The organism is Streptomyces sp. NPDC127092 (genome assembly GCF_042722475.1).
GTDB lineage: Bacteria > Actinomycetota > Actinomycetes > Streptomycetales > Streptomycetaceae > Streptomyces.
This window is the reverse complement of sequence record NZ_JBHXFE010000039.1, coordinates 1-23063: the sequence shown is the minus strand read 5'-3', so window position 1 is coordinate 23063 and position 23063 is coordinate 1. Positions and strand designations below refer to the sequence as shown.

The 23063-nt window shown below is 73.9% G+C and carries 18 protein-coding genes; 12 read left to right on the top strand and 6 right to left on the bottom strand.

Features of this window, described 5'->3' with window-relative positions; translation table 11 throughout:
* Nucleotides 1–2 precede the first annotated feature (2 nt).
* From ACFWJO_RS27815 to ACFWJO_RS27805, 3 genes are all read left to right on the top strand, one after another.
* Nucleotides 3–4778, top strand: coding sequence for a caspase family protein (locus tag ACFWJO_RS27815; RefSeq protein ID WP_386869409.1), 4776 nt, complete (start codon nt 3–5; stop codon nt 4776–4778).
* Between the two features lie 126 nt (nt 4779–4904).
* A complete protein-coding gene (gene mmpB, locus ACFWJO_RS27810) occupies nt 4905–5033 on the top strand; it encodes a morphogenic membrane protein MmpB (RefSeq protein WP_384411891.1) in 129 nt (42 codons plus the stop codon).
* A gap of 39 nt (nt 5034–5072) precedes the next feature.
* The gene (locus ACFWJO_RS27805) at nt 5073–5678 is read left to right on the top strand and encodes a nucleoside triphosphate pyrophosphatase (RefSeq protein ID WP_386869406.1); all 606 of its coding nucleotides are present in this window, start codon (nt 5073–5075) and stop codon (nt 5676–5678) included.
* Nucleotides 5679–5702: 24 nt separating this feature from the next.
* Here the strand turns inward: ACFWJO_RS27805 and ACFWJO_RS27800 are convergent, their stop codons facing one another.
* On the bottom strand, nt 5703–6176 hold the full coding sequence (locus ACFWJO_RS27800; RefSeq protein WP_386869404.1) for a hypothetical protein: 474 nt from the start codon (nt 6174–6176) through the stop codon (nt 5703–5705).
* A gap of 395 nt (nt 6177–6571) precedes the next feature.
* Between ACFWJO_RS27800 and ACFWJO_RS27795 the strand changes: the two genes are divergently transcribed.
* Together ACFWJO_RS27795 and ACFWJO_RS27790 are read left to right on the top strand one after the other, a co-directional pair.
* The gene (locus tag ACFWJO_RS27795; protein ID WP_386869403.1) at nt 6572–8326 is read left to right on the top strand and encodes an acetyl/propionyl/methylcrotonyl-CoA carboxylase subunit alpha; all 1755 of its coding nucleotides are present in this window, start codon (nt 6572–6574) and stop codon (nt 8324–8326) included.
* A gap of 116 nt (nt 8327–8442) precedes the next feature.
* Nucleotides 8443–8988, top strand: coding sequence for a TetR/AcrR family transcriptional regulator (locus ACFWJO_RS27790; protein ID WP_386869401.1), 546 nt, complete (start codon nt 8443–8445; stop codon nt 8986–8988).
* Nucleotides 8989–9055: 67 nt separating this feature from the next.
* Here ACFWJO_RS27790 and ACFWJO_RS27785 read toward each other — a convergent pair whose 3' ends face one another.
* Both ACFWJO_RS27785 and ACFWJO_RS27780 read right to left on the bottom strand, forming a co-directional pair.
* Complete coding sequence (locus ACFWJO_RS27785) at nt 9056–9997, bottom strand: DeoR/GlpR family DNA-binding transcription regulator (RefSeq protein ID WP_386869503.1); 942 nt, start codon at nt 9995–9997, stop codon at nt 9056–9058.
* Between the two features lie 248 nt (nt 9998–10245).
* A complete protein-coding gene (locus tag ACFWJO_RS27780; protein WP_384411901.1) occupies nt 10246–11685 on the bottom strand; it encodes an NAD(P)H-quinone dehydrogenase in 1440 nt (479 codons plus the stop codon).
* Between the two features lie 232 nt (nt 11686–11917).
* Here ACFWJO_RS27780 and ACFWJO_RS27775 point away from each other — a divergent pair, with 232 nt between their 5' ends.
* From ACFWJO_RS27775 to ACFWJO_RS27760, 4 genes are all read left to right on the top strand, one after another.
* Entirely contained in the window at nt 11918–12355 is a 438-nt protein-coding gene (locus ACFWJO_RS27775; protein WP_260231531.1) for a gamma-glutamylcyclotransferase, read from the top strand.
* A 169-nt stretch (nt 12356–12524) separates the two neighbouring features.
* Nucleotides 12525–13328 (top strand): purine-nucleoside phosphorylase, encoded by an 804-nt coding sequence (locus ACFWJO_RS27770; protein ID WP_384411903.1) that lies wholly within the window; start codon nt 12525–12527, stop codon nt 13326–13328.
* Between the two features lie 239 nt (nt 13329–13567).
* Nucleotides 13568–15229 carry a phospho-sugar mutase gene (locus tag ACFWJO_RS27765; RefSeq protein WP_386869398.1) on the top strand — a complete coding sequence of 554 codons (1662 nt, stop codon included), beginning with the start codon at nt 13568–13570 and terminating at the stop codon, nt 15227–15229.
* Between the two features lie 148 nt (nt 15230–15377).
* The gene (locus ACFWJO_RS27760; protein ID WP_386869396.1) at nt 15378–16724 is read left to right on the top strand and encodes a hypothetical protein; all 1347 of its coding nucleotides are present in this window, start codon (nt 15378–15380) and stop codon (nt 16722–16724) included.
* Nucleotides 16725–16799: 75 nt separating this feature from the next.
* Here ACFWJO_RS27760 and ACFWJO_RS27755 read toward each other — a convergent pair whose 3' ends face one another.
* From ACFWJO_RS27755 to ACFWJO_RS27745, 3 genes are all read right to left on the bottom strand, one after another.
* Nucleotides 16800–17444 (bottom strand): PH domain-containing protein, encoded by a 645-nt coding sequence (locus tag ACFWJO_RS27755; RefSeq protein ID WP_386869394.1) that lies wholly within the window; start codon nt 17442–17444, stop codon nt 16800–16802.
* Nucleotides 17445–17465: 21 nt separating this feature from the next.
* Nucleotides 17466–18113 (bottom strand): class F sortase, encoded by a 648-nt coding sequence (locus tag ACFWJO_RS27750; protein ID WP_386869392.1) that lies wholly within the window; start codon nt 18111–18113, stop codon nt 17466–17468.
* A gap of 122 nt (nt 18114–18235) precedes the next feature.
* Nucleotides 18236–19393: a hypothetical protein gene (locus ACFWJO_RS27745; RefSeq protein WP_386869390.1), complete on the bottom strand. Its 1158-nt coding sequence runs from the start codon at nt 19391–19393 to the stop codon at nt 18236–18238.
* A gap of 263 nt (nt 19394–19656) precedes the next feature.
* Here ACFWJO_RS27745 and deoC point away from each other — a divergent pair, with 263 nt between their 5' ends.
* From deoC to ACFWJO_RS27730, 3 genes are read left to right on the top strand one after another with little or no spacing between them, the layout of a single operon-like run.
* Nucleotides 19657–20616: a deoxyribose-phosphate aldolase gene (deoC, locus tag ACFWJO_RS27740; protein ID WP_386869501.1), complete on the top strand. Its 960-nt coding sequence runs from the start codon at nt 19657–19659 to the stop codon at nt 20614–20616.
* A 5-nt stretch (nt 20617–20621) separates the two neighbouring features.
* A complete protein-coding gene (locus tag ACFWJO_RS27735) occupies nt 20622–22058 on the top strand; it encodes an aldehyde dehydrogenase family protein (RefSeq protein ID WP_386869388.1) in 1437 nt (478 codons plus the stop codon).
* Nucleotides 22051–22941, top strand: a complete 891-nt coding sequence (locus tag ACFWJO_RS27730; protein WP_386869386.1) for an aldehyde dehydrogenase family protein — start codon at nt 22051–22053, stop codon at nt 22939–22941. The genes ACFWJO_RS27735 and ACFWJO_RS27730 overlap by 8 nt, the downstream gene beginning before the upstream one ends.
* Nucleotides 22942–23063: the final 122 nt, after the last annotated feature.

The following is a 23063-nucleotide window of genomic DNA, read 5'->3' as shown; positions in this document are numbered from 1 at the left end:
TCATGCCGGACCGAGCGGGGGATCTGGCGGGCCCGGACTGCCACGCCGTCGTGGTCGGCACGGGCCGCCAGGCGGCCGGCGGAGAAGCCGCCGCATCCGCCGACGGCGCCCGGCTCACCGACCTGCCGAGCGCGGCGGACACCGCACGCGCGCTCGCCCGCGTGCTGCGCGAGCACTGCGGCATGGCGGACCGGGTCACCGAAGTCATCGACCCGGAGAGCCCGACGGACGTCCTCCACACGCTCCGGAGCGCCGTCGACCGCGCGGAGGGCGGCACCGTCCTCTTCTGCTTCACGGGACACGGCCTGCTCGGCCCGCGCCGGCAGCTCTACCTGGCCACCGCCCGGACCGCCACGGCCGACGACACCGTCGACGCGGTGCCGTACGCGGAGGTCCGCAACCTGCTCGCCGACGCGTCCGCGCGCACGGTCGTCGTCCTGGACTGCTGCTTCTCCGGCCGGGCCGAGGCAGCGCCGAGCGACGCCCACCGCGACCCGTACGCCTCCGCCCGCCCCGACGGCAGCTTCCTGCTCGCCTCGGCGACGCACTACGCGGCCTCGTTCGCGCCCGTCGGCGCCGAACACACCTTGTTCGGCGGCGAGTTGATCCGGCTGCTCACGGCGGGCGACCCGGGCGGGCCGCGCTGGCTCACCCTGATCGACCTGTACCGGATCCTCGACCGGCGCTTCCAGGGCGGCCCGGCGCGGCCGTACGCGGACGGCGTCGGGCGGGCGGGCGACCTGGTCGTCGCCCGGAACGCCGGCTATCCCGCGGCCGCGGACGCGGGCGCGGGCGCGCCCGAGGCGGAGCAGGAGCGAGGGGCGGGCTCCGCGGGCCCGTGCCCGTATCCCGGCATGCGCCCGTTCCTGCCCGAGCAGCGTCATCTGTTCTTCGGTCGCGAGGAGGCGGCCCGCGCCCTCCTCGACCGCGTGCGGCACGGCACGGACCCGGGCCCCGTCGTCCTCGTCGGCGCGTCCGGAGCGGGCAAGTCCTCGCTGCTGCGGGCCGGTCTGGTGGCGGGCCTCGAAGACCTGGGCGGGTCCCGTGTCCTGCTCGTCCCGGGCCCCGGCGCCCACCCCTTCCGCACCCTCGTCGAGCACTGGGCGCGGGCGGTGCGCCGCCCCTTCGCGGAGGTCGAACGGGAGCTGGGCTCGGGCCGCTTCGGCGCGGGCGCCGGCCCGGAGGGCGGCCCGGAGGTCCTGATCGTCGACCAGCTGGAGGAGATCTTCACCGAGTGCGAGGACCCGGAGGAGCGCGAGCTCTTCCTCCGCGCCGTGACGGGCGAGGCCGACGCCCCCGACGACACCGGGCACTCCCACGGCTCCGGCCCCTCCGACGGCTCCAAGCCCTCCGGCCGCCGCCCCGGCCACTCGGGCGTCGCCTCGGCCGCCCGTCCCCGCATCGTGCTCGGGCTGCGGGCGGACTTCTACGGGGCCTGCCTGCGCGACGCACGGCTCGCGCGGGTCGCGCAGGCGGGCCAGTTCACCCTGGGCGCGATGTCCGACGACGAGCTGCGGGCGGCGATCGAGCGGCCGGCCGAGCACGCCGGACTGCGCCTGGAGGACGGTCTCGCCGAGCATCTGCTGCACGAGCTGCGCCGGGAGTCGGCCGGCGCGGGCGAGGCGGTCGCGCTGCCGTTCCTCGCCCACGCCCTCCAGCAGACCTGGGCCCGGCGCCGCGGCACCCTGCTGACCTTCGCCGGTTACGAGGCCTCCGGCGGCATCCGGCGCTCGGTGGCCCGGGTCGCCGACGAGGTCCACGACTCCCTCGACGCCGAGGGCCGCGCGCGCCTGCGGGCACTGCTGCTGCGCATGGTGACCCTGGTCGACGCGGACGGGCGGGTGGTGCGCCGCCGGCTCCCGGTCCCCGAGCCCGGCGGTGGTGCGGACGGCGACGCGGACCGGGAGCTGCTCGGGCTGCTCGCCGACGCCCGGCTGGTGGTGCTCGACCGTGGTGTGGCGCAGTTGTGTCACGACTCGCTGCTGCACGGGTGGCCCCGGCTGCGCGACTGGATCCGGGACGACCGGGTCGGCCTGCTGGTCCGGCGTCGGTTCGGTGACGCGGCCGACGGCTGGGAGGAGGCGGGCCGCCCGGACAGCGCCCTGTACCGGGGCGACCAACTCGCCTCGGCCCGCTCGCTGCTGAGGGAGCCGGGCGATCACGTCCCTTCGGCCCGCCCGCGGTCGGCGGCCCGTGCCGCGGGAGCGGCGGCCGGACAGCTCCGCCCGGTGGAGCGGGACTTCCTGCGGGCGAGCGAGCGCGCCGAGCACCGGGCCCGGCGGGCGCGCCGGGCGGTCGTCGCCGTCGTGTCGGTCCTCGCGGTGCTGGCCGGTCTGCTCGCCTTCGTGGCCCGGGACGCGCTGCGGGAGGCCGAGAGCCGCGAGACCCTCCTCATCGCCAGGCGTCTGGCCGTCCAGGCGGACGCGATGCGCGAGCGCGACCCGCAGACGGCCCTGCGGCTGAGCCTCGCGGCGTACCGCACGGCGGAGACGAGCGAGACGCGCTCCAGTCTGTACGCGGCCTACACCTCCCGGCCGCAGGTGGACCTGCCGGCCGGCGGCGGGCACGACCCGGTCGTCAACCTCGCGTACAGCGCGGACGGCAAGGTGCTGGCCGTCGCCCAGAGCAACGGCGTCGTCCGGCCCTGGGACGTCACCCGGCCGACCGTACCGGTGCCGGGCAAGGCCCTGCCGAAGCAGCGCGGGGCCGCGGTGATCGCCTTCCATCCGCGGTCCCGGCTGCTCGCCGCGCTGGGCCCGGACGCGCTGACCCTGTGGGACACCGCCGACCCCGCGGACCCGCGGCCGGTCGGCCGGCTGGCCCTTCCTCGTACGAGCGCCTTCAGCCTCGCCTTCAGTCCCGACGGACGCACCCTCGCCGGAGGCGGCGCGAAGGGCCTGCTGCGGCTCTGGGACGTGTCCGACCCGGCGAGCCCCCGCCAGGTCTTCGGGCGGACCGTCGCCACGGCCCACCTCATGGCGGTCGCCTTCCACCGCGACGGCCGTTTCCTGGCCACGGGCAACGGCTTCGGCAAGGACGGCAAGGGGCGCGAGACGCCCGCGCAGGTGCGGCTCTGGGACGTCCGCGTGCCGGCGGCGCCCGCCCTGCACGACACGGTCACCGCCGCGTCAGTGATGGCCGTGGCCTTTCATCCGAAGCGGGACCTGCTGGTGGCGACCGGCGGGGAGAACGCGATGGCCTGGTGGCGGGTGGAGACGGGAGGGCCGGGGCACAGGCGCGGGCGGCTCGTCCGGATCGTCGCGAAGGACCCGTACGAGAACACGTGGGGGGCCGGCGACGCCATGCCGTCGCTCAGCTTCCGCCGGGACGGCGAGATGCTCGCCGCGGCGGACACGGGCGGGGCGGGCGGCGGCAGGACCCGGGCGGTGGACGACGGCGACGGCCCGGAACTCCTGGAGACCACCGCCGACCGCGAGATCCTGCCCGGCGGCGAGCGCGTCCAGTCCGTGGCGTACAGCCCGGACGGTGCCCATCTCGCCGTGGGGGACGTGGGCGGGAACGTACGGCTGTGGCCGGAGCGGACGGCCGCGCTCGCGCTGCGCGGGACGCTGGAGTACGCGGCGCCGGGTGCGGCGTCGGTGAGCGGGGACGGCCGGCTCGCCCTCACCAGCGAGGCCCGGGTCGGCGAAGGCGCCGTCGGCCGGCTGACCCGGGTGTGGGACCTCCGTGCGGCCGACACCCGGAAGGGCACGGCACCCCGGCCGGTGTTCGCCCTGCCGCCCGGGTGGGAGGCGAACGACTTCCTCCCCGGCCGGGAACGGCCGCTGGTACTGGCCCACCGGTGGGGCGGCGGCGGATCCCAGGACCACGCCTTCCGGATCTGGGACCTCGGCGGCGACGGACCGCCGGTCGCGGGCCCCGAGATCGCGGTGCGGGCCCCCGACGTGAGCACCGCGGTGTCGTCGGACGGCAGGCTCCTGGTGGTCGCCGGCTCCCTGGCGCCGCGGGGCGAGGTCTGGGACATCGGCGACCCGCGCCGGCCGGTGAAGCGCGGCACGGTCACGGTGCCTCCCGCCGGCCTTTCCCGCACCATGAACTTCTTCGGCCCCCGCACGCTCGCGACCGTGGAGGACGCCTCCGGCGACGGCGTGGCCGACGACTTGCGCCTGTGGGACCTCACCGACCCCGCACGCCCGGTCCGGGCCGGCGCGCCGCTCGAGGGCGCGGCCGGAGGGCAGGCGGCCTACCTGCCCCACAGCAGGACGCTGATCACCGACCACATCGGTCAGCGGGCGAAGCTGTGGGACCTGACGGACGTCCGGCACCCGAGGCCCGTGACCACGCTCGCCGCCGCCTCCGGCGGCTACACGCCGGTCGGCGGCGGACGCCACGGCACGCTGCTCGCGACCACGCTCGCCGACGGGACCGTACGGCTCCTGGACGTACGGAACGGGGCCGTGGTGCACACCATGCGGTTCGACCGCGAGATCACCGACGTCGTGGCCGCCGGGGACGGCGGCCGGGTGCTCACGGGCGCTCCGTACCGCGTCTGGGACATCGCCCCGGACGGCCGCTGGGTCACCCCGGCGTTCGCCACCCTGGAGGACGCCGACGGGGTGGTCCTGCCCCGGGGGAAGAGCCCCTTCCTGCTGGTACGGCCCGGTCAGAGCAACCTCCGCGGCACCGAGTACACCTTCCTCCTCGACCGGGACACCGACGCCGTCTACGAACGGCTGTGCACGACCAACCCGCTGGACGTCGGACGGGAGCAGTGGAAGGCGCTCTTCCCCGACCTCGCCTACCGCGCCTCCTGCTGACGCGGCCGGCGCCGGAGCCGGAGCCCGGAACGGTGCACTCCGGCCCCGGACTAGTCCTTTGTCACCGGCGCGGTTGAGTACCCGTACTCAGGCGCCCCCGCGGGCGCGCCCCGCACGATCGGGAGCATGCTGTGGTCCGACCCCGAGAACGAGCCGCCGAAGGAACTGCGCGACATGCAGGCGATGCTGCGCCGGGCGGGCATCCTGCTCGCCCTGGCGATGGTGGTGGCGATGTTCGCGGTCGGCGCGCGCTGAAGGGCTGAGGACCCGGCCCGGGCTCGCTACGCTGCCCCCATGACTGCTGATCGCCGCCGCCTCGTGCTCGCCTCCGCCTCTCCCGCCCGGCTCGGACTGCTCCGGCAGGCCGGGCTCGCGCCGGAGGTCATCGTGAGCGGTGTCGACGAGGACAAGGTGCACGCCCCGACGCCGGCCGAGCTGGCGCTCGCCCTCGCCGAGGCCAAGGCCGCGCACGTCGCCGCCCGTCCGGAGGTGGCGGGCGCGCTGGTCATCGGCTGCGACTCGGTGCTGGAGCTGGACAAGCAGGCCCTCGGCAAGCCCGCCGACGCCGAGGAGGCCACCGCCCGCTGGAAGTCGATGCGCGGGCGGGTCGGCATCCTCCAGACGGGTCACTGCGTGTACGACACGACGGCCAAGCGGTACGAGTCGGCCACCGCCTCGACCGTCGTCCGCTTCGGCGAGCCCACGGACGCCGAGATCGCCGCCTACGTCGCCAGCGGCGAACCCCTCCACGTGGCCGGTGCGTTCACCCTCGACGGCCGCTCGGCCCCCTTCATCGAGGGCATCGAGGGCGACCACGGCAACGTGATCGGCCTGTCCCTGCCGCTGCTGCGCAAGCTGCTCGGCAAGCTGGGCGTCCCGATCACCGACCTCTGGGTCTGACGGGCCGGCCCTCGACGCGGGGCCTCACGCGGCGGCCGGTGCCTGCCGGCCGCCGTTCGGGCCGCCGGACGGGCCGTCGGCCCGGGTGTCGGACCGGGGCTCTTCGCGGGTCTCCCCGTACGCCACGAGCGTGAGCACGATCAGCCCCACCACCACCATCAGGAACACGAACGCCGCCCAGCCGAGCAGCCCGACCGCGACCGCGCCGAGGACGCCGTGGACGACCGCGCAGCCGATGAGCAGGGCGCGGCCCGGGCGGCCGGGGCGGCGGTCGCGTATCGCCGCGACCAGCGGGACGAGCGCGCACAGCACGAGCAGCGCGCCGGAGCCGATGCCGAGCGCCCAGGTGCCGGTGTACATGGCGTCGGGGTCGAGTCCGTCGAGGGACATCGACTGGGCCTTCACGAACCGGGCCATGACGGCGTTGATCGCCACGATGCCGGGTGCTTCGAGCAGGAGCACCGCCGCCGTCACGAGTGCTATCGGTCTGCGGGCCACCTCGGCCACCCCCTGGAAACGGCTGTTACCTCCGGTACGTACGACACGGCGAAGGCTACTGGCCGGTAAAACCTCGGACAAGGGTTCGCACCGGGAAGGGAAACGAGCGCAGGTGGGCGACGTCCGGACGGCGTAGAGGCAAAGAATCGTTGAGCCATTCGTAGGGACTCCACAAAGAAACCCGTTTGGCGACTGGCTCCGGGAACAGAGACCTGCGCCACACCCCGGAGCTACTGTGCCGTAAAGAATCCCTGCGTACCGTGGTGCGACAAGGGATTTCACGACCCGAGCGAGCCTCGATTCACGCTCCGTGTGGGCAAGCTCACCATTGGGGACGGGTCGAAGTGCCGTGTCGGCAGTCCCTAAACTCAGCTTGTTTCAAGGAGGGAGCCATCGTGCGCAAGGTGCTCATCGCCAACCGTGGCGAAATCGCTGTCCGCGTCGCCCGGGCCTGCCGGGACGCCGGGATCGCCAGCGTAGCCGTCTACGCCGATCCGGACCGGGACGCCCTGCACGTCCGCGCGGCCGACGAGGCGTTCGCCCTGGGCGGTGACACCCCGGCCACCAGTTACCTGGACATCGCCAAGGTGCTCCAGGCCGCCGCGGACTCCGGCGCGGACGCGGTCCACCCGGGCTACGGCTTCCTTTCCGAGAACGCCGAGTTCGCCCAGGCCGTGCTCGACGCCGGTCTCAACTGGATCGGCCCGCCGCCGCAGGCCATCCGTGACCTCGGTGACAAGGTCGCCGCCCGTCACATCGCGCAGCGCGCCGGTGCCCCGCTGGTCGCCGGCACCCCCGACCCGGTCTCCGGCGCCGACGAGGTCGTCGCGTTCGCCCAGGAGCACGGCCTGCCGATCGCCATCAAGGCCGCCTTCGGCGGCGGTGGCCGCGGTCTGAAGGTCGCCCGCACCCTCGAAGAGGTGCCGGAGCTCTACGACTCCGCCGTCCGCGAGGCCGTCGCCGCCTTCGGCCGCGGCGAGTGCTTCGTCGAGCGCTACCTCGACAAGCCGCGCCACGTCGAGACCCAGTGCCTCGCCGACAAGCACGGCAACGTGGTCGTCGTCTCCACCCGTGACTGCTCGCTCCAGCGCCGCCACCAGAAGCTGGTCGAGGAGGCCCCGGCCCCGTTCCTGACGCCCGAGCAGAACGCCCAGCTGTACTCCGCGTCGAAGGCCATCCTCAAGGAGGCCGGCTACGTCGGCGCCGGCACCGTCGAGTTCCTCGTCGGCCTCGACGGAACGATCTCCTTCCTGGAGGTCAACACCCGCCTCCAGGTCGAGCACCCGGTCACCGAAGAGGTCACCGGCATCGACCTGGTCCGCGAGATGTTCCGCATCGCCGACGGCGAGGAACTCGGCTACGGCGACCCGGAGATCCGCGGCCACTCCTTCGAGTTCCGCATCAACGGCGAGGACCCGGGCCGCAACTTCCTCCCGGCGCCCGGCACCGTCACCACCTTCGCCCCGCCGACCGGCCCGGGCGTCCGCCTGGACGCGGGCGTCGAGTCCGGCTCGGTCATCGGCCCGGCCTGGGACTCGCTGCTCGCCAAGCTGATCGTCACCGGCGCCACCCGTGAGCAGGCGCTGCAGCGCGCCGCCCGCGCGCTGGCGGAGTTCAAGGTCGAGGGCATGGCCACCGCCATCCCGTTCCACCAGGCCGTCGTGGTCGACCCGGCGTTCACCGCGGACCCGTTCCGCGTCCACACCCGGTGGATCGAGACCGAGTTCGTCAACGAGATCAAGCCGTTCGCCCCGGCGGGCGCCGAGGCCGAGGAGGACGAGGCCGGTCGCGAGACCATCGTCGTCGAGGTCGGCGGCAAGCGCCTGGAGGTCTCGCTCCCGTCCTCGCTGGGCATGACCCTCGCCCGTACGGGCCTGGCCGCCGGCGCCAAGCCGAAGCGCCGCGCCGCGAAGAAGTCCGGCCCGACCGCCTCCGGCGACACCCTCGCGTCCCCGATGCAGGGCACCATCGTCAAGGTGGCCGTCGAGGAGGGCGCGGAGGTCAAGGAGGGCGACCTGATCGTCGTCCTGGAGGCCATGAAGATGGAGCAGCCGCTCAACGCGCACAAGGCCGGCACCATCAAGGGCCTGTCCGCCGAGGTCGGCGCCTCCGTCACCTCCGGCGCGGCGATCTGCGAGATCAAGGACTGAACCGGCCCCCGGCCGCCCGGGGTACGGTACGAAGGGCCCGCAGGCATCCGCCGCGGGCCCTTCGCCTGGGGGCCGTGGGCGGATCAGGGCCGACATCCCGTCCAGGAGGGACCGCCATGCGTGCCGACGCGCGCCGCAACCGCGAGCGGCTGCTCTCCGAGGCCCGCGCCGCCTTCGCCGCCCAGGGCACCGACGCGTCCCTCGAGGACATCGCCCGACGCGCCGGCGTCGGCATCGGCACGCTCTACCGCCACTTCCCCAGCCGGGAGGAACTGCTCGGCGCCGTCTTCCGGGACGGACTCGCGGAACTGCTCGACCGCTCGGCGGAACTCGCCGGGGCGAGCGATCCGTGCGCCGCACTGGTCGCCTGGCTGCGCACCCTGATCTCCCACGCGGGCGAGTACCGCGGGCTCTCGGTGGCGCTCATGTCCGCGCCGTACGGCCGGAGTTCGGCGCTCGCCGAGTGCAGCGAGCCGCTGCGGGCGGCCGGCGAGCGGCTGCTCGCCCGCGCCCGTGAGGCGGGCACGGTGCGGGCCGACGTGTCGATGGGCGACCTGATGAAGCTCGCCAACGCCATCGCCCTCGCCGCCGAACGCTCCCCGGAGGACCCGGAGTTGGCGGACCGACTGCTCGACGTGACGGTACGGGGCCTGCGGACCTGAGGGGCCTTCGGGCCTGAGGGGCCTTCGTGCCTGAGGGCCTGCGGAATCGGGCCGAGGCCCGGCCGGTTCAGCGGCGGCGCATGTCCGCGACGCGTACGGCCTGGCGCTCGGCCGCCAGCACGTCGCTCGCGAGCGGGCCGCCCGGACCGCCGGGGCCGCCGCGGAACTGCCCGCCCGGGAGCCGGCCGCGCTGCCCCGGCAGCGGCAGGTCACGGCGCGGGCGGCCGCCCGGGGGGTGCTGCTCTCCCCCGTGGGTCGGGGCCCCGGTACCGGCCACCGCGATCTGCACGCCCTGGTCGGCCAGGGCCTGCAGCTCGGTCGCGGCCCGCTCGTCGTGGACCGGCGGCTCGTCCGTGACCAGGCGGGTGATGACGTCGGTCGGCACCGTCTGGAACATGGTGTCGGTGCCGAGCTTGGTGTGGTCGGCGAGGACCACGACCTCCGCCGCCGCCTGCACGAGGGCCCGGTCCACGCTCGCGGAGAGCATGTTGGAGGTGGAGAGGCCGCGCTCGGCGGTCAGTCCGCTGCCGGAGAGGAAGGCCCGGGAGACCCGCAGGCCCTGGAGCGACTGCTCGGCCCCGCTGCCCACCAGCGCGTAGTTGGAGCCGCGCAGGGTGCCGCCGGTCATGACGACCTCGACCCGGTTGGCGTGGGCGAGGGCCTGGGCGACGAGCAGCGAGTTGGTGACGACGGTGAGCCCGGGCACCCGGGCGAGCCGGCGGGCCAGCTCCTGCGTGGTGGTCCCCGCGCCGACGACGATGGCCTCGCCCTCTTCGACGAGGCCCGCGGCGACATCGGCGATGGCCGTCTTCTCGGCGGTCGCGAGATGGGATTTCTGCGGGAAGCCGGACTCTCTGGTGAACCCGCCCGGCAGTACCGCACCGCCGTGCCGGCGGTCGAGGAGTCCTTCTGCCTCCAGGGCCCGCACGTCTCGCCGTACGGTCACTTCTGAGGTCTGGACGACGCGGGCGAGCTCGCGGAGCGACACGGCTCCATTGGCGCGCACCATTTCGAGGATCAACTGGCGACGTTCTGCAGCGAACACGAAACTGACAGTAACGTGACCGGACGATGCTTTTCAGCACTATGGGCCGAATTGCAGAAGATGCACACAGGCGGGGCCCCCAAGTGGTATGGGAGGCCCCGCCGTTGTTCCGCTCGTTGCCAGGGCTATGCCCCGCCTTGCCGGGGGTTGTCCGAGTCGGCGAACCGTTCCCGCAGGCCGGGACGGCCGTCGGCCGCCGGCCGGCCGGGTGACTAGGCCTCGCCCGCGGTCTTTCGGGTGTGCAACTGCCGTGCCACTTCCGCGATCGAGCCCGACAGGGAGGGGTACACGGTGAAAGCATTTGCGATCTGTTCGACCGTCAGATTGTTGTCGACCGCGATCGAGATGGGGTGGATCAGCTCGCTCGCGCGGGGCGCGACGACCACGCCGCCGACGACGATGCCGGTGCCGGGGCGGCAGAAGATCTTGACGAAGCCGTCACGGATGCCCTGCATCTTCGCCCGGGGGTTGCGCAGCAGCGGCAGCTTGACGACCCGGGCCTCGATCTTGCCGGCGTCCACGTCGGCCTGGGTGTAGCCGACGGTGGCGATCTCCGGGTCGGTGAAGACGTTGGAGGAGACGGTCTTCAGGTTGAGCGGGGTCACCGCGTCGCCGAGGAAGTGGTACATGGCGATGCGGCCCTGCATGGCCGCCACCGAGGCGAGCGCGAAGACGCCGGTGACGTCGCCGGCCGCGTAGACGCCGGGGGCGGAGGTGCGGGAGACCTTGTCGGTCCAGATGTGCCCGGAGTCCTTGAGCCGGACCCCGGCCTCCTCCAGGCCCATGCCCGCGGTGTTCGGGATGGCGCCGACGGCCATCAGGCAGTGGGTGCCGGAGATGACCCGGCCGTCGGAGAGGGTGACCTCGACCCGGTCGCCGACCCGCTTGGCGGACTCGGCGCGGGAGCGGGCCATGACGTTCATGCCGCGGCGCCGGAAGACGTCCTCGAGGACGGCGGCGGCGTCGGGGTCCTCGCCGGGCAGCACGCGGTCGCGGGAGGAGACGAGGGTGACCCGGGAGCCGAGCGCCTGGTAGGCGCCGGCGAACTCGGCACCGGTGACACCGGAACCCACCACGATGAGCTCCTCGGGGAGCTCCTTGAGGTCGTAGACCTGGGTCCAGTTGAGGATCCGCTCGCCGTCCGGCTTGGCGTCCGGCAGCTCGCGCGGGTGGCCGCCGGTGGCGATCAGGACGGCGTCGGCGGTGAGGGTCTCCTCGGTGCCGTCGGCGGCGGTGACGACCACCTGGCGGGAGCCGTCGAGGGCCTGCCGCCCGGAGAGCCGGCCGCGGCCGCGCAGCACGCGGGCGCCGGCCCGGGTGACGGAGGCGGTGATGTCGTGCGACTGGGCGAGCGCGAGCCGCTTCACACGGCGGTTGACCTTGCCGAGGTCGACGCCGACCACGCGGGCGGCCTGCTCGATGTGCGGGGTGTCGTCCGCGACGATGATGCCCAGCTCTTCGTAGGAGGAGTCGAAGGTGGTCATCACCTCTGCGGTGGCGATGAGGGTCTTGGAGGGAACACAGTCGGTCAGGACCGACGCGCCGCCGAGACCGTCGCAGTCGACGACGGTCACCTCCGCGCCGAGTTGGGCGCCCACCAGGGCCGCCTCGTATCCGCCGGGTCCGCCGCCGATGATCACGATCCGGGTCACTGGGATCTACGCCTCGCGCTCTCGTTCTGCCGGGGGGTGCGGCCCCCGCTGGGCTGCAGTGCGTACGCCATTGTCCCGCACGCTTCAAAGTGCGTACCCCATTGTCCCGCACGGACGAACGACCCACGCGCCGGGGCCGCCCGGCGGGTCGCGGAGGGCGGGAGGGGGCGCGTAGGGGCAGGTCACCCCGGACTTCGTCATCCACCCCGCGCCCTCCCGTACTCTCGACCCCATGTCGCTCTACGCCGCGTACGCCGGCAACCTCGACGCGCGGCTCATGACCCGCCGCGCACCGCACTCGCCGCTGCGCGGCACCGGCTGGCTCAACGGCTGGCGGCTGACCTTCGGCGGGGAGCAGATGGGCTGGGAAGGGGCGCTGGCCACGATCGTGGAGGCCCCGCGGTCCCAGGTGTTCGTCGCCCTGTACGACATCGCGCCGATGGACGAGGAGTCGATGGACCGCTGGGAGGGCGTCGGCCTCGACATCTACCGGCGGATGCGGGTCCGCGTGCACACCCTGGACGGCGACGAGCCGGCGTGGGTGTACGTGCTCAACGCGTACGAGGGCGGGCTGCCCTCCGCCCGCTACCTGGGCGAGGTCGCGGACGCGGCGGAGTCGGCGGGAGCGCCGCACGACTACGTGATGGAGCTCCGCAAGCGCCCCTGCTGACACCGGTCCGGAGGCGGAACCGCCGCTTTCGTCGGAAACGACAAGACAACGATCGCAGGTCCGTGCGCGACGTCATCTACGCGCGTAGGGATTCTCGGGCTAGGCTGCTGGACGTATCAAATCCGTCCGGGGCTTCCCTCGGACCCCCCTCCCCGAGGCGAGAGAGTCAGTGAACGCTACTGCCACCCCGTACGAGGCCGCCGAGGCCGCCGCCGCGCGCCTTCGCGAGCTGACCGGCGTCGAGAACCACGACGTCGCCCTGGTCATGGGCTCCGGCTGGGCCCCTGCCGTCGACGCCCTGGGCGCTCCCGAGGCCGAGTTCCCGGTCACCGAGCTGCCCGGCTTCCCGCCGCCGGCCGTGGAGGGCCACGGCGGCAAGATCCGCTCGTACAAGATCGGCGAGAAGCGCGCCCTGGTCTTCCTCGGCCGCACCCACTACTACGAGGGCCGTGGCGTCGCCGCCGTCGCCCACGGCGTGCGCACCGCCGTCGCCGCCGGCTGCAAGACGATCGTCCTGACGAACGGCTGCGGCGGTCTGCGCGAGGGCATGCGCCCCGGCCAGCCGGTCCTGATCAGCGACCACCTCAACCTGACGGGCGCCTCGCCGATCGTCGGCGCCAACTTCGTGGACCTCACCGACCTGTACTCGCCGCGGCTGCGCGCGCTGTGCAAGGAGGTCGACGAGACCCTGGAAGAGGGCGTGTACGTCCAGTTCCCCGGCCCGCACTACGAGACCCCGGCCGAGATCAACATGGTCCGCGTCATGGGCGGCGACCTGGTCGGCATGTCCACGGTCCTGGAGGCCATCGCGGCCCGTGAGGCCGGCGCCGAGGTCCTGGGCATCTCGCTGGTCACCAACCTCGCCGCCGGACTCTCGGGCGAGCCGCTGAACCACGAGGAGGTCCTCCAGGCGGGCCGCGACTCCGCCGCCCGGATGGGCGAGCTGCTGACGCGGGTCCTGGACCGGATCTGAGTCCTTCCCGCACCCGTCCCTTCCCGTGACCGGGGGCCGCGCCCCCGGATCCCCGCGCCCCGATCGCCGGCCAGGCCGGAATGCCGCCCCCGGGCGGGATTCCGGCCGTCCCGGCCTCCGAGGGCACGGCCGCAGGCCGTATGGGGGCCTGGGAGCCCGTCCCCCGTTCGGGAAGGGGCGGGGTGGGGAAGAAGAACCGCCCGCCCCCTCCCGCCGCACCCTCCGAAAGGCACACCACCGTGACGACGCAGGACGACCTCCTCGCCCGGGCCCAGGCGTGGCTCGCCGAGGACCCCGATCCGGAGACCCGTGAGGAGCTCGGCGCGCTCCTCGACCGCGGCGAGGCCGCGCGTGACGAGCTCGCCGCCCGCTTCGCCGGCACGCTGCAGTTCGGCACCGCCGGACTCCGCGGCGAGCTGGGCGCCGGCCCGATGCGGATGAACCGCGCCGTGGTCATCCGCGCCGCCGCCGGCCTCGCGGCGTACCTCAAGGCCAAGGGCCAGGCCGGTGGCCTCGTCGTCATCGGCTACGACGCCCGCTACAAGTCCGCCGACTTCGCCCGTGACACCGCCGCCGTGATGACCGGCGCCGGGCTGCGCGCCGCGCTGCTGCCGCGCCCGCTGCCGACGCCCGTGCTGGCGTACGCCATAAGGCACCTGGGCGCCGTCGCCGGCGTCGAGGTGACCGCGAGCCACAACCCGCCGCGCGACAACGGCTACAAGGTGTACCTGGGCGACGGCTCGCAGATCGTGCCGCCGGCCGACGCGGAGATCGCCGCCGAGATCGACGCCGTGGCCGCCCTCGCGGACGTGCCGCGCCCGGACTCGGGCTGGGAGACCCTCGGCGACGAGGTGCTTGAGGCCTACCTGGCCCGTACGGACGCCGTCCTGACCCCGGGGTCCCCGCGCACCGTGCGGACCGTCTACACGGCCATGCACGGCGTCGGCAAGGAGGTCCTGACGGCCGCCTTCGCCCGGCACGGCTTCCCGGCGCCGGCGCTCGTCGCCGAGCAGGCGGACCCGGACCCCGCGTTCCCGACGGTCGCGTTCCCCAACCCGGAGGAGCCCGGCGCCATGGACCTCGCCTTCGAGGCGGCCCGCGCCGTGGACCCCGACATCGTGATCGCCAACGACCCGGACGCCGACCGCTGCGCGGTGGCCGTACCGGACGCCTCCGTCGACGGCGGCTGGCGGATGCTGCGCGGCGACGAGGTGGGCGCGCTGCTGGCCGCGCATCTGGTGCACAAGGGCGCGCGGGGCGTGTTCGCGGAGTCGATCGTGTCGTCGTCCCTCCTCGGCCGGATCGCCGAGGCGGCGGGCGTCGGCCACGAGGAGACGCTGACCGGCTTCAAGTGGATCGCCCGCGTCGAGGGCCTGCGCTACGGCTACGAGGAGGCGCTCGGCTACTGCGTCGACCCGGAGGGCGTCCGCGACAAGGACGGCATCACGGCGGCGCTGGCCGTCGCCGAACTGGCCTCGGAGCTCAAGGAGCAGGACCGCACCCTGACGGACCTGCTGGACGACCTCGCGGTGGCGCACGGCCTGCACGCCACGGACCAGCTGTCGGTGCGCGTGGAGGACCTGGGCATCATCGCGAACGCGATGGCGGCGCTGCGCGAGAGGCCGCCGGTGCACCTCGCGGGCCTGACGGTCGTCTCGGCCGAGGACCTGACCAAGGGCACGGAGTCGCTGCCGCCGACCGACGGTCTGCGCTACCACCTGGAGGGCGACTACAAGGCCCGGGTGATCGTCCGCCCGAGCGGCACCGAGCCCAAGCTCAAGTGCTACCTGGAGGTCGTGGTCCCGGTCGCCGACGCGAGCGAGCTGGCGACGGCCCGCGCGAAGGCCGGCGAGCTACTGAACGCGATCAAGAAGGACCTGGCGGAGGCCGCCGGGCTCTGAGCGCCGACGGCACCGCCGGCAGCCTCGTGAAGGGCGAGGGCCCGTACGGAATCGCTTCCGTACGGGCTCTCGCCCTTTCGGGTGAATCGGGTACGACAGGGGACGCGACGCGCTGCCCGCGTTCGGGCGGCCGGGGCAGGGTGGCCCGGTGTCTCCCGTGCCACCGCAGCTGACCCGCCGCCCCGCCCCCGGAACCCCGGAGGCCGACCCCGGCGCTCCGGGTCCCTCCGGGGCTTCCGGTGCTCCTGGGGCTCCTCCTGGGGCTCCTGGGGCTTCCGAGGCCCCGGCAGGAGCCTCCGGAGGCTCCGCAGGCCTTGCCGCAGCACTCGCCCGGGGTCGCGCCGCCGCCCTGTGGCAGGCGGCGACGGAACGGGCCCTGCGCCATGCGGCGGCGCGGGCCCTCCGGCACGCCGCCCCCGCCCTGCTCGGCTATCTGGCCGTGCGGCTCCTCGGCCTCGCCGTCCTGGCCCACTGGACGCACCTCCAGGGGCACGGCGTGTGGCCGGTGCTCGCCCGCTCCTGGGACTCCAACTGGTACCTGGGGATCGCCGACCACGGCTACACCCACGAGCACCGCGACCGGCTCACCGACCCGCCGCGCAGCCTGGCCTTCTTCCCGCTCTATCCGGCGCTCGTGAAGGTGCTCGCGGCCGTCACGCCCGGCTCGCGGGCCTCCGTGGGCCTGGTGCTCGCCGTGCTGTGCTCGTTCGCCGCCGCCTGGGGCGTCTTCGCGGTCGGCGACCGGCTGCGCGGGCGCCGCACGGGCACGCTGCTCGCCGTGCTGTGGGGCGCGACCCCGGTCGCCCTCGTGCAGTGGATGGGATACACCGAGTCGCTGTTCACGGCGCTCGCCGCGTGGGCCCTGTACGCGGTCCTGACCGGGCGCTGGGCCTGGGCGGCGGGGCTCGCGGCGGCCGCCGGGCTGGCCCGGCCGACCGGGGTCGCGGTGGCCGCCGCCGTCTGCGCGGCGGGTCTGCTCGCCGCCCGCCGGCAGGGCCGGGCGCCGCTGTTCGCCGCGCTCGCCGCGCCGCTGGGCTGGCTGGCGTACGTGGGCTGGGTGGGCCTGCGGCTGGGCCGCTGGGACGGCTACTTCGCCGTGCAGCGCGTGTGGGGCAACACCTGGGACGGCGGTGCGGTGACCCGCGCCCGGCTGCGCGCCCACCTGGTGTACGACGACGACCCGCAGCTGTTCCTGGCCGTGGTCTCGGTGGTCCTGGTGGTGTCCGCGGGCCTGTACCTGCTGTGCCTGACGGACCGCCAGCCGCTGCCGCTGCTGGTCTTCGCCGGGGTGCTGCTCCTGGTGGTGCTCGGCAGCGGCGGGGTCTACTTCCCGCGGGCCCGGTTCCTGGTCCCCGGGTTCCCGCTGCTGCTGCCGGTGGCGACGGCGCTCGCCCGGGCCCGCTTCCCCGCGGCGGCCCTGGTGACGGGCGGCGCGGCGCTCTCCTCCGCGTGGCTGGGCGCGTACATGATGCTGGTGTGGCAGGGCCCGCCGTGACGGGTCCCGGGCACCGGCCCGGTCCGCGACGCGAGCCGCGGCCCTGCCCCCGTCCTGGCGGGGCAGGACCGCCGGTCAGCCCGTGGCCGCGAGGATCACCAGGAGCACCAGGCCCGCGACCGCCGGTGCGATGACCTCGTAGGCCCAGCGGATCTGCGGCTCGCCCTGGGTCTCCGGCAGGCCGCCGCGGCGCTCGGCGAGCTCGCGCAGATCGGCCACCGACTGGTCGGCGGGCGCGACGCGGGCCTTGGAGTCGCGGACGTCGGCGCTCACCGACGTACGGCCGTGCGGGTCGTCCTGGGAGGCGCGGGCGGCCTGGCGGGCGGCGCGCTTGCGCTGGCGCAGCGACACCGGGATGGCCCACAGCTGGTACGTGCGGCCCTCCCTCGTGAGGGCCTCGCTGGAGTAGCCGGCCCGGACGTCGGCGATGGCGCCCCAGGGCAGCGTGATGGTGCGGAACGGATTGCGGATGCGCAGCCGCTCCACGCCCGCGAAGACGGCGGGCCGGATGGTGAACGCGACGATGAGCGGGATCACCATGATCAGCGCGGCGAGTGCCAGCCAGGGCGTGCGGCCGTGGCCGCGCAGGATCGAGTCGCCGCCGAGGACCACGGCGAGGGCGAGCAGGAAGACGCCGGCCGCGATGCCCATGGGCGAGCGGTAGACGCGGTCCCGGACGGGCTCGGAGGGCTGCGGGGCGGGCGGCTCGGGGGTCGTCATGGCCCGATTCTGCCTCAGCCCTCACGCACCCGCGGTGACGAGGTCCGCGTAGACGACGATGTTGTCGGGCCGGTGTCCGTCGACGAGCTCGCCGCCGCAGGTGATCAGCCGGAGTTCGGGCCGGGTGGTGTCGCCGTACACCTTCTCCGTCGGGAAGGTCTTCTTGCCGACCTGTTCGAGCTCCCGTACGCGGAACACGGCGTCGGTGCCGTCGGCGCGCGTCACCGTGACCCGGTCGCCGACCCGGATGTGGCCGACGTTCCGCAGGACGGCGGGGCCGTCGGCGGTGTCGTAGTGCCCGATGAGGATCGCGGGTCCGGTCTCGCCGGGCGTGACGCCCTTGTCGTACCAGCCGATCCGGTCGGCCTGCGCGACCGACGGCACCTCGACGGTGCCGTCGGGGTTGAGGCCGAGGCTCAGCACCGGGCCGGTGTCGACACCGGCGGAGGGCACCTTCACGCGTACGGGCAGGGAGCGGGGCAGCGGGGCGGTCGCGAGCTGCCCGGCCGGCGCGGGCGCGGCGGTCGCGGTGACGCGCGGGGCGGGCACGGCGGACGCGGGGGACGCGGGGGGCGCGGCGGCGGGTGCGGGCCCGGATCCGCCGCAGCCCGTGAGCGCGACGACGGCCGTGGCGGCGGCCAGGGCGAGGGCGAAGGGGCGGCGGGTCATGGGCTGGCTCCGGGAAAGGGGTGCGGCGGGCCGCCCAGGAGGGAGGGCGGCCCGCCGGAGGGGGACAGCGGCTCGATGAGGGGTGTCAGCCGCGAGGTGGACGGGAGGACGGAGGGAAGCCGTCAGCCGCGGTCGGCGGCGCGACGGCGCAGCACGGTGAGGCCGAGGCCGGCGGCGACGACCGCGGCCGCGCCCGCGCCGGAGGCCAGCAGCGCGGTGTCGTTGGCGTGCTCGACGGTGCCGAACTCGGCGCCGGCGGCGACCCCGCCCTTGGGCACGACGGTGGTCTGGCCGCCCTGGGTGCCGGTCCCGGTGGTGGGCGCGGGGGTGGAGGTGGCGCTGGGCGTGGCGGTGGGCGTCGTGGTGCAGTTCCCGGGGAGCTTCGGGAAGTCGACCCACCGGTACGGCATGTCGCCGCCCTGGGTGCGCTGGCCGAGCTTCGGGGTGGTGGTGTCCGCGCCCTCGATCTTCAGGCCGTAGCGGCCGTCGACGGGGTGCTGACGGTCGGCGGTGCCGACGACCTTGTCCGTGTCGTCCTTGAGGACGGCCTTGGGGCCCTTCTTCAGGTCGTTGGTGAGCGTGACCGTCCAGTACGGGAAGACGGAGGCGATCTTCTCGGTGACGGTGCACCCGTTCGCCGTCGGCCCGGAGAGCACGGTGCCGGGCTTCGGGGCGGGCTTCGGGTCGACGCCGGCGCCGAGGTGAACGGGGGCGGCCTGCCTGGCCTGGCCGGGGACGTAGGCGGCGAGCCCGCCGTCGTTCTCCAGCACCACGACCGCCTTGCCGTACGTCCACACCGAGCGGACCGGGTGGTAGGCGTAGACGAAGCCGCTGCCCTTGCCGGTCGCGTCGACCGTCTGCAGGCCGAAGCGGCCGTCCTTCGGGTTCTTGCCGAGCTCCACGACGGTGCCGTCGGCCAGTCGGTACAGGCCGGGCTCGGCGGGCGAGACCACGTTGCCGCGCCACGCGAGGGTGCGGCCGTCCTCGAAGAGGACGAGGTAGTTGCCGTTGTCGTTGCCGGCCGCGGGACGCCCGTTCGCCTCGATCGTGCCGATCGACACGCCGTTCTTGAAGGCCTCGGCGCGGTACCAGGTCAGGCCGAGCTTGTAGACCTTGACGACGTTGCCGTTGTCGAGGGTCTCGGTCCGGACGAGCGTGCCGTTGTTCTCCGCGGCGGCGGCCGGGGCGTCCGCCGCGAAGGCGGTGCCGGCGACGACCGGGGTGACCGCGAGGCCCGCGAGGAGGGCGGTGGCGACGGCGGTGCGAAGGGCGGTGCGCATAACGACTCCTGAAGACGGTCAGGTGGTGGAGGAAAGAGCCGCATGCCGCTGACATCTCGTTCGGTCGGGGCCGGTGAGTTCTGGCTGGCTGCAGGAAAAACGTTACTGATCATGGGTTCTGGAGTGGTCCGCTCCATGTCACAGGCATGTGACAGGACTCACGCGCACCCCGGTTTCCCCACACCCACCTGGGCTTTCACGCGCTCGTACGAGCAGCCCCCTGTACACGCCGCTACGCGCGTAGATATGCTCGACTGGTGACCATGCCCACCACTGCACCTGCAGCACACGCTTTCGCCGACGTGACCGCGTCCGAGAGCACGCTGCGCCGCTTCCTCCACGGGCTGCCCGGCGTCGACGCCGTGGGCCTGGAGGCGCGCGCCGCGTCCCTCGGCACCCGCTCGATCAAGACCACGGCCAAGGCCTACGCCATCGACCTGGCCATCTCCATGATCGACCTGACGACGCTCGAAGGCGCGGACACCCCGGGCAAGGTCCGGGCGCTCGCCGCCAAGGCCGTCCGCCCCGATCCGACCGACCGCGCCACCCCGACGACCGCCGCCGTCTGCGTCTACCCCGACATGGTGGCCACCGCCAAGGCCGCCCTGAAGGGCTCCGGCGTCAAGGTCGCCTCGGTCGCGACCGCCTTCCCGGCCGGCCGCGCCGCCCTCCCCGTCAAGCTCGCCGACACGGCCGACGCCATCGCCGCCGGCGCCGACGAGATCGACATGGTCATCGACCGTGGCGCCTTCCTCGCCGGCCGGTACCTGGAGGTCTACGAGCAGATCGCCGCCATCAAGGCCGAGTGCGGCGACCGCGCCCGCCTCAAGGTGATCTTCGAGACCGGCGAGCTGTCCACGTACGACAACATCCGCCGCGCCTCCTGGCTCGGCATGATCGCCGGCGCGGACTTCATCAAGACCTCGACCGGCAAGGTCGCGGTCAACGCCACCCCCGCCAACACCCTCCTGATGCTGGAGGCCGTGCGCGACTTCCGCGCGCAGACCGGCGTCCAGATCGGCGTGAAGCCCGCGGGCGGCATCCGCAACACCAAGGAAGCCATCAAGTTCCTGGTCCTGGTCAACGAGACCGTCGGTGCGGACTGGCTGGACAACCACTGGTTCCGCTTCGGTGCCTCCAGCCTGCTCAACGACCTGCTCATGCAGCGTCAGAAGCTGGCGACCGGCCACTACTCCGGCCCCGACTACGTGACGGTGGACTGATCGACATGACCTCCCCCTTCGAGTACGCCCCCGCGCCCGAGTCGCGCGCGGTCGTCGACATCGCGCCGAGCTACGGCCTGTTCATCGACGGCGAGTTCGTCGACGCGGCCGACGGCAAGGTCTTCAAGACCGTCTCGCCCTCCACCGAGGAGGTGCTCTCCGAGGTCGCCCAGGCGGGCGCCGAGGACGTGGACCGCGCCGTGAAGGCCGCCCGCAAGGCCTTCGAGAAGTGGTCGGCGCTGCCCGGCTCCGAGCGCGCCAAGTACCTCTTCCGGATCGCCCGGATCATCCAGGAGCGCGGCCGCGAGCTGGCCGTCCTGGAGACCCTGGACAACGGCAAGCCGATCAAGGAGACCCGCGACGCGGACCTCCCGCTGGTCGCCGCGCACTTCTTCTACTACGCGGGCTGGGCCGACAAGCTCGACCACGCCGGCTTCGGGCCGTCCCCGAAGCCGCTGGGCGTGGCCGGCCAGGTCATCCCGTGGAACTTCCCGCTGCTGATGCTGGCGTGGAAGATCGCCCCGGCGCTCGCGACCGGCAACACGGTCGTCCTGAAGCCGGCCGAGACCACCCCGCTCTCCGCCCTGTTCTTCGCGGACATCTGCCGCCAGGCCGGGCTGCCCAAGGGCGTCGTCAACATCCTCCCGGGCTACGGGGACACCGGCGCCGCGCTCGTCGAGCACCCGGACGTGAACAAGGTCGCGTTCACCGGCTCGACCGCCGTCGGCCGCGCCATCGCCAGGTCGGTGGCCGGCACGGACAAGAAGCTCACCCTCGAGCTGGGCGGCAAGGGCGCCAACATCGTCTTCGACGACGCGCCGATCGACCAGGCCGTCGAGGGCATCGTCAACGGCATCTTCTTCAACCAGGGCCAGGTCTGCTGCGCGGGCTCCCGCCTGCTGGTCCAGGAGTCGGTCCACGACGAGCTGCTCGACTCGCTCAAGCGCCGCCTGTCGACGCTCCGCCTGGGCGACCCGCTCGACAAGAACACCGACATCGGCGCCATCAACTCCGAGGAGCAGCTGGCCCGGATCACCTCGCTGGTCGAGCAGGGCGAGGCCGAGGGCGCCGAGCGCTGGTCCGCCGCCTGCGAGATCCCGTCCGCCGGCTACTGGTTCGCCCCGACGCTCTTCACGAACGTCACCCAGGCGCACACCGTCGCCCGCGACGAGATCTTCGGCCCGGTCCTCTCGGTGCTGACCTTCCGCACGCCGGACGAGGCCGTCGCCAAGGCCAACAACAGCCAGTACGGCCTGTCGGCGGGCATCTGGACGGAGAAGGGCTCCCGCATCCTCGCGGTCGCCAACAAGCTCCGCGCGGGTGTCGTCTGGGCCAACACCTTCAACAAGTTCGACCCGACCTCGCCGTTCGGCGGCTACAAGGAGTCGGGCTTCGGCCGCGAGGGCGGCCGCCACGGTCTGGAGGCCTACCTCGATGTCTGATCAGACCCGTCTGAGCGTCTTCAAGACCTACAAGCTGTACGTCGGGGGCAAGTTCCCCCGCTCCGAGAGCGGCCGGGTGTACGAGGTGACCGACAGCAAGGGCAAGTGGCTGGCCAACGCTCCCCTCTCCTCCCGCAAGGACGCGCGTGACGCCGTCGTGGCGGCCCGCAAGGCCTTCGGCGGCTGGTCGGGCGCGACCGCGTACAACCGCGGCCAGATCCTCTACCGCGTCGCCGAGATGCTGGAGGGCCGCAAGGGCCAGTTCGTGCACGAGGTCGCGGACGCCGAGGGCCTGTCGAAGAACAAGGCGGCCGTGGTCGTCGAGGCCGCGATCGACCGCTGGGTCTGGTACGCGGGCTGGACCGACAAGATCGCCCAGGTCGTCGGCGGCGCCAACCCGGTGGCGGGCCCGTACTTCAACCTGTCCACCCCGGAGCCGACCGGCGTCGTGACCGTCGTCGCGCCGCAGGAGTCGTCCTTCCTCGGCCTGGTCTCGGTGATCGCCCCGGTCATCGCGACCGGCAACACGGCGGTCGTCATCGCCTCCGAGAAGGCCCCGCTGCCGGCCCTGTCCCTGGGCGAGGTGCTGGCCACCTCCGACCTCCCCGGCGGCGTCGTCAACATCCTGTCCGGCAAGGCGTCCGAGATGGGCCCGCACCTCGCGGCCCACCTCGACGTCAACGCGATCGACCTCACGGGCGCGGACGCCGATCTGGCCCGCGAGCTCGAGATCGCCGCGGCGGACAACCTCAAGCGCGTGCTGCGCCCCCGCACCGAGGACTTCGCCGAGTCCCCGGGCACGGACCGCATGACCGCCTTCCTGGAGACCAAGACGGTCTGGCACCCGACGGGTTCCCTGGGCGCGTCCGGCTCCTCGTACTAGGCCGTTTCTTTCGGATCAGGGCCGGACAGGCCGCGGCGTCTGGTGCGGTGCATCGCAAGGCGCCGGAGCGTCGCGATAGCGGAGCTATCGGGGCGTTTCGGCAACGCGGCGAGGTGCCGTGC

What these genes read in the sequence shown, in the direction of transcription:
- ACFWJO_RS27815 (WP_386869409.1), top strand. Translation starts at nt 3, where the DNA reads ATGCCGGACCGAGCGGGGGATCTGGCGGGCCCGGACTGCCACGCCGTC.
- mmpB (WP_384411891.1), top strand. Translation starts at nt 4,905, where the DNA reads ATGCTGTGGTCCGACCCCGAGAACGAGCCGCCGAAGGAACTGCGCGAC.
- ACFWJO_RS27805 (WP_386869406.1), top strand. Translation starts at nt 5,073, where the DNA reads ATGACTGCTGATCGCCGCCGCCTCGTGCTCGCCTCCGCCTCTCCCGCC.
- ACFWJO_RS27790 (WP_386869401.1), top strand. Translation starts at nt 8,443, where the DNA reads ATGCGTGCCGACGCGCGCCGCAACCGCGAGCGGCTGCTCTCCGAGGCC.
- ACFWJO_RS27785 (WP_386869503.1), bottom strand. Translation starts at nt 9,997, where the DNA reads ATGGTGCGCGCCAATGGAGCCGTGTCGCTCCGCGAGCTCGCCCGCGTC.
- ACFWJO_RS27775 (WP_260231531.1), top strand. Translation starts at nt 11,918, where the DNA reads ATGTCGCTCTACGCCGCGTACGCCGGCAACCTCGACGCGCGGCTCATG.
- ACFWJO_RS27755 (WP_386869394.1), bottom strand. Translation starts at nt 17,444, where the DNA reads ATGACGACCCCCGAGCCGCCCGCCCCGCAGCCCTCCGAGCCCGTCCGG.
- ACFWJO_RS27750 (WP_386869392.1), bottom strand. Translation starts at nt 18,113, where the DNA reads ATGACCCGCCGCCCCTTCGCCCTCGCCCTGGCCGCCGCCACGGCCGTC.
- ACFWJO_RS27745 (WP_386869390.1), bottom strand. Translation starts at nt 19,393, where the DNA reads ATGCGCACCGCCCTTCGCACCGCCGTCGCCACCGCCCTCCTCGCGGGC.
- deoC (WP_386869501.1), top strand. Translation starts at nt 19,657, where the DNA reads ATGCCCACCACTGCACCTGCAGCACACGCTTTCGCCGACGTGACCGCG.
- ACFWJO_RS27735 (WP_386869388.1), top strand. Translation starts at nt 20,622, where the DNA reads ATGACCTCCCCCTTCGAGTACGCCCCCGCGCCCGAGTCGCGCGCGGTC.
- ACFWJO_RS27730 (WP_386869386.1), top strand. Translation starts at nt 22,051, where the DNA reads ATGTCTGATCAGACCCGTCTGAGCGTCTTCAAGACCTACAAGCTGTAC.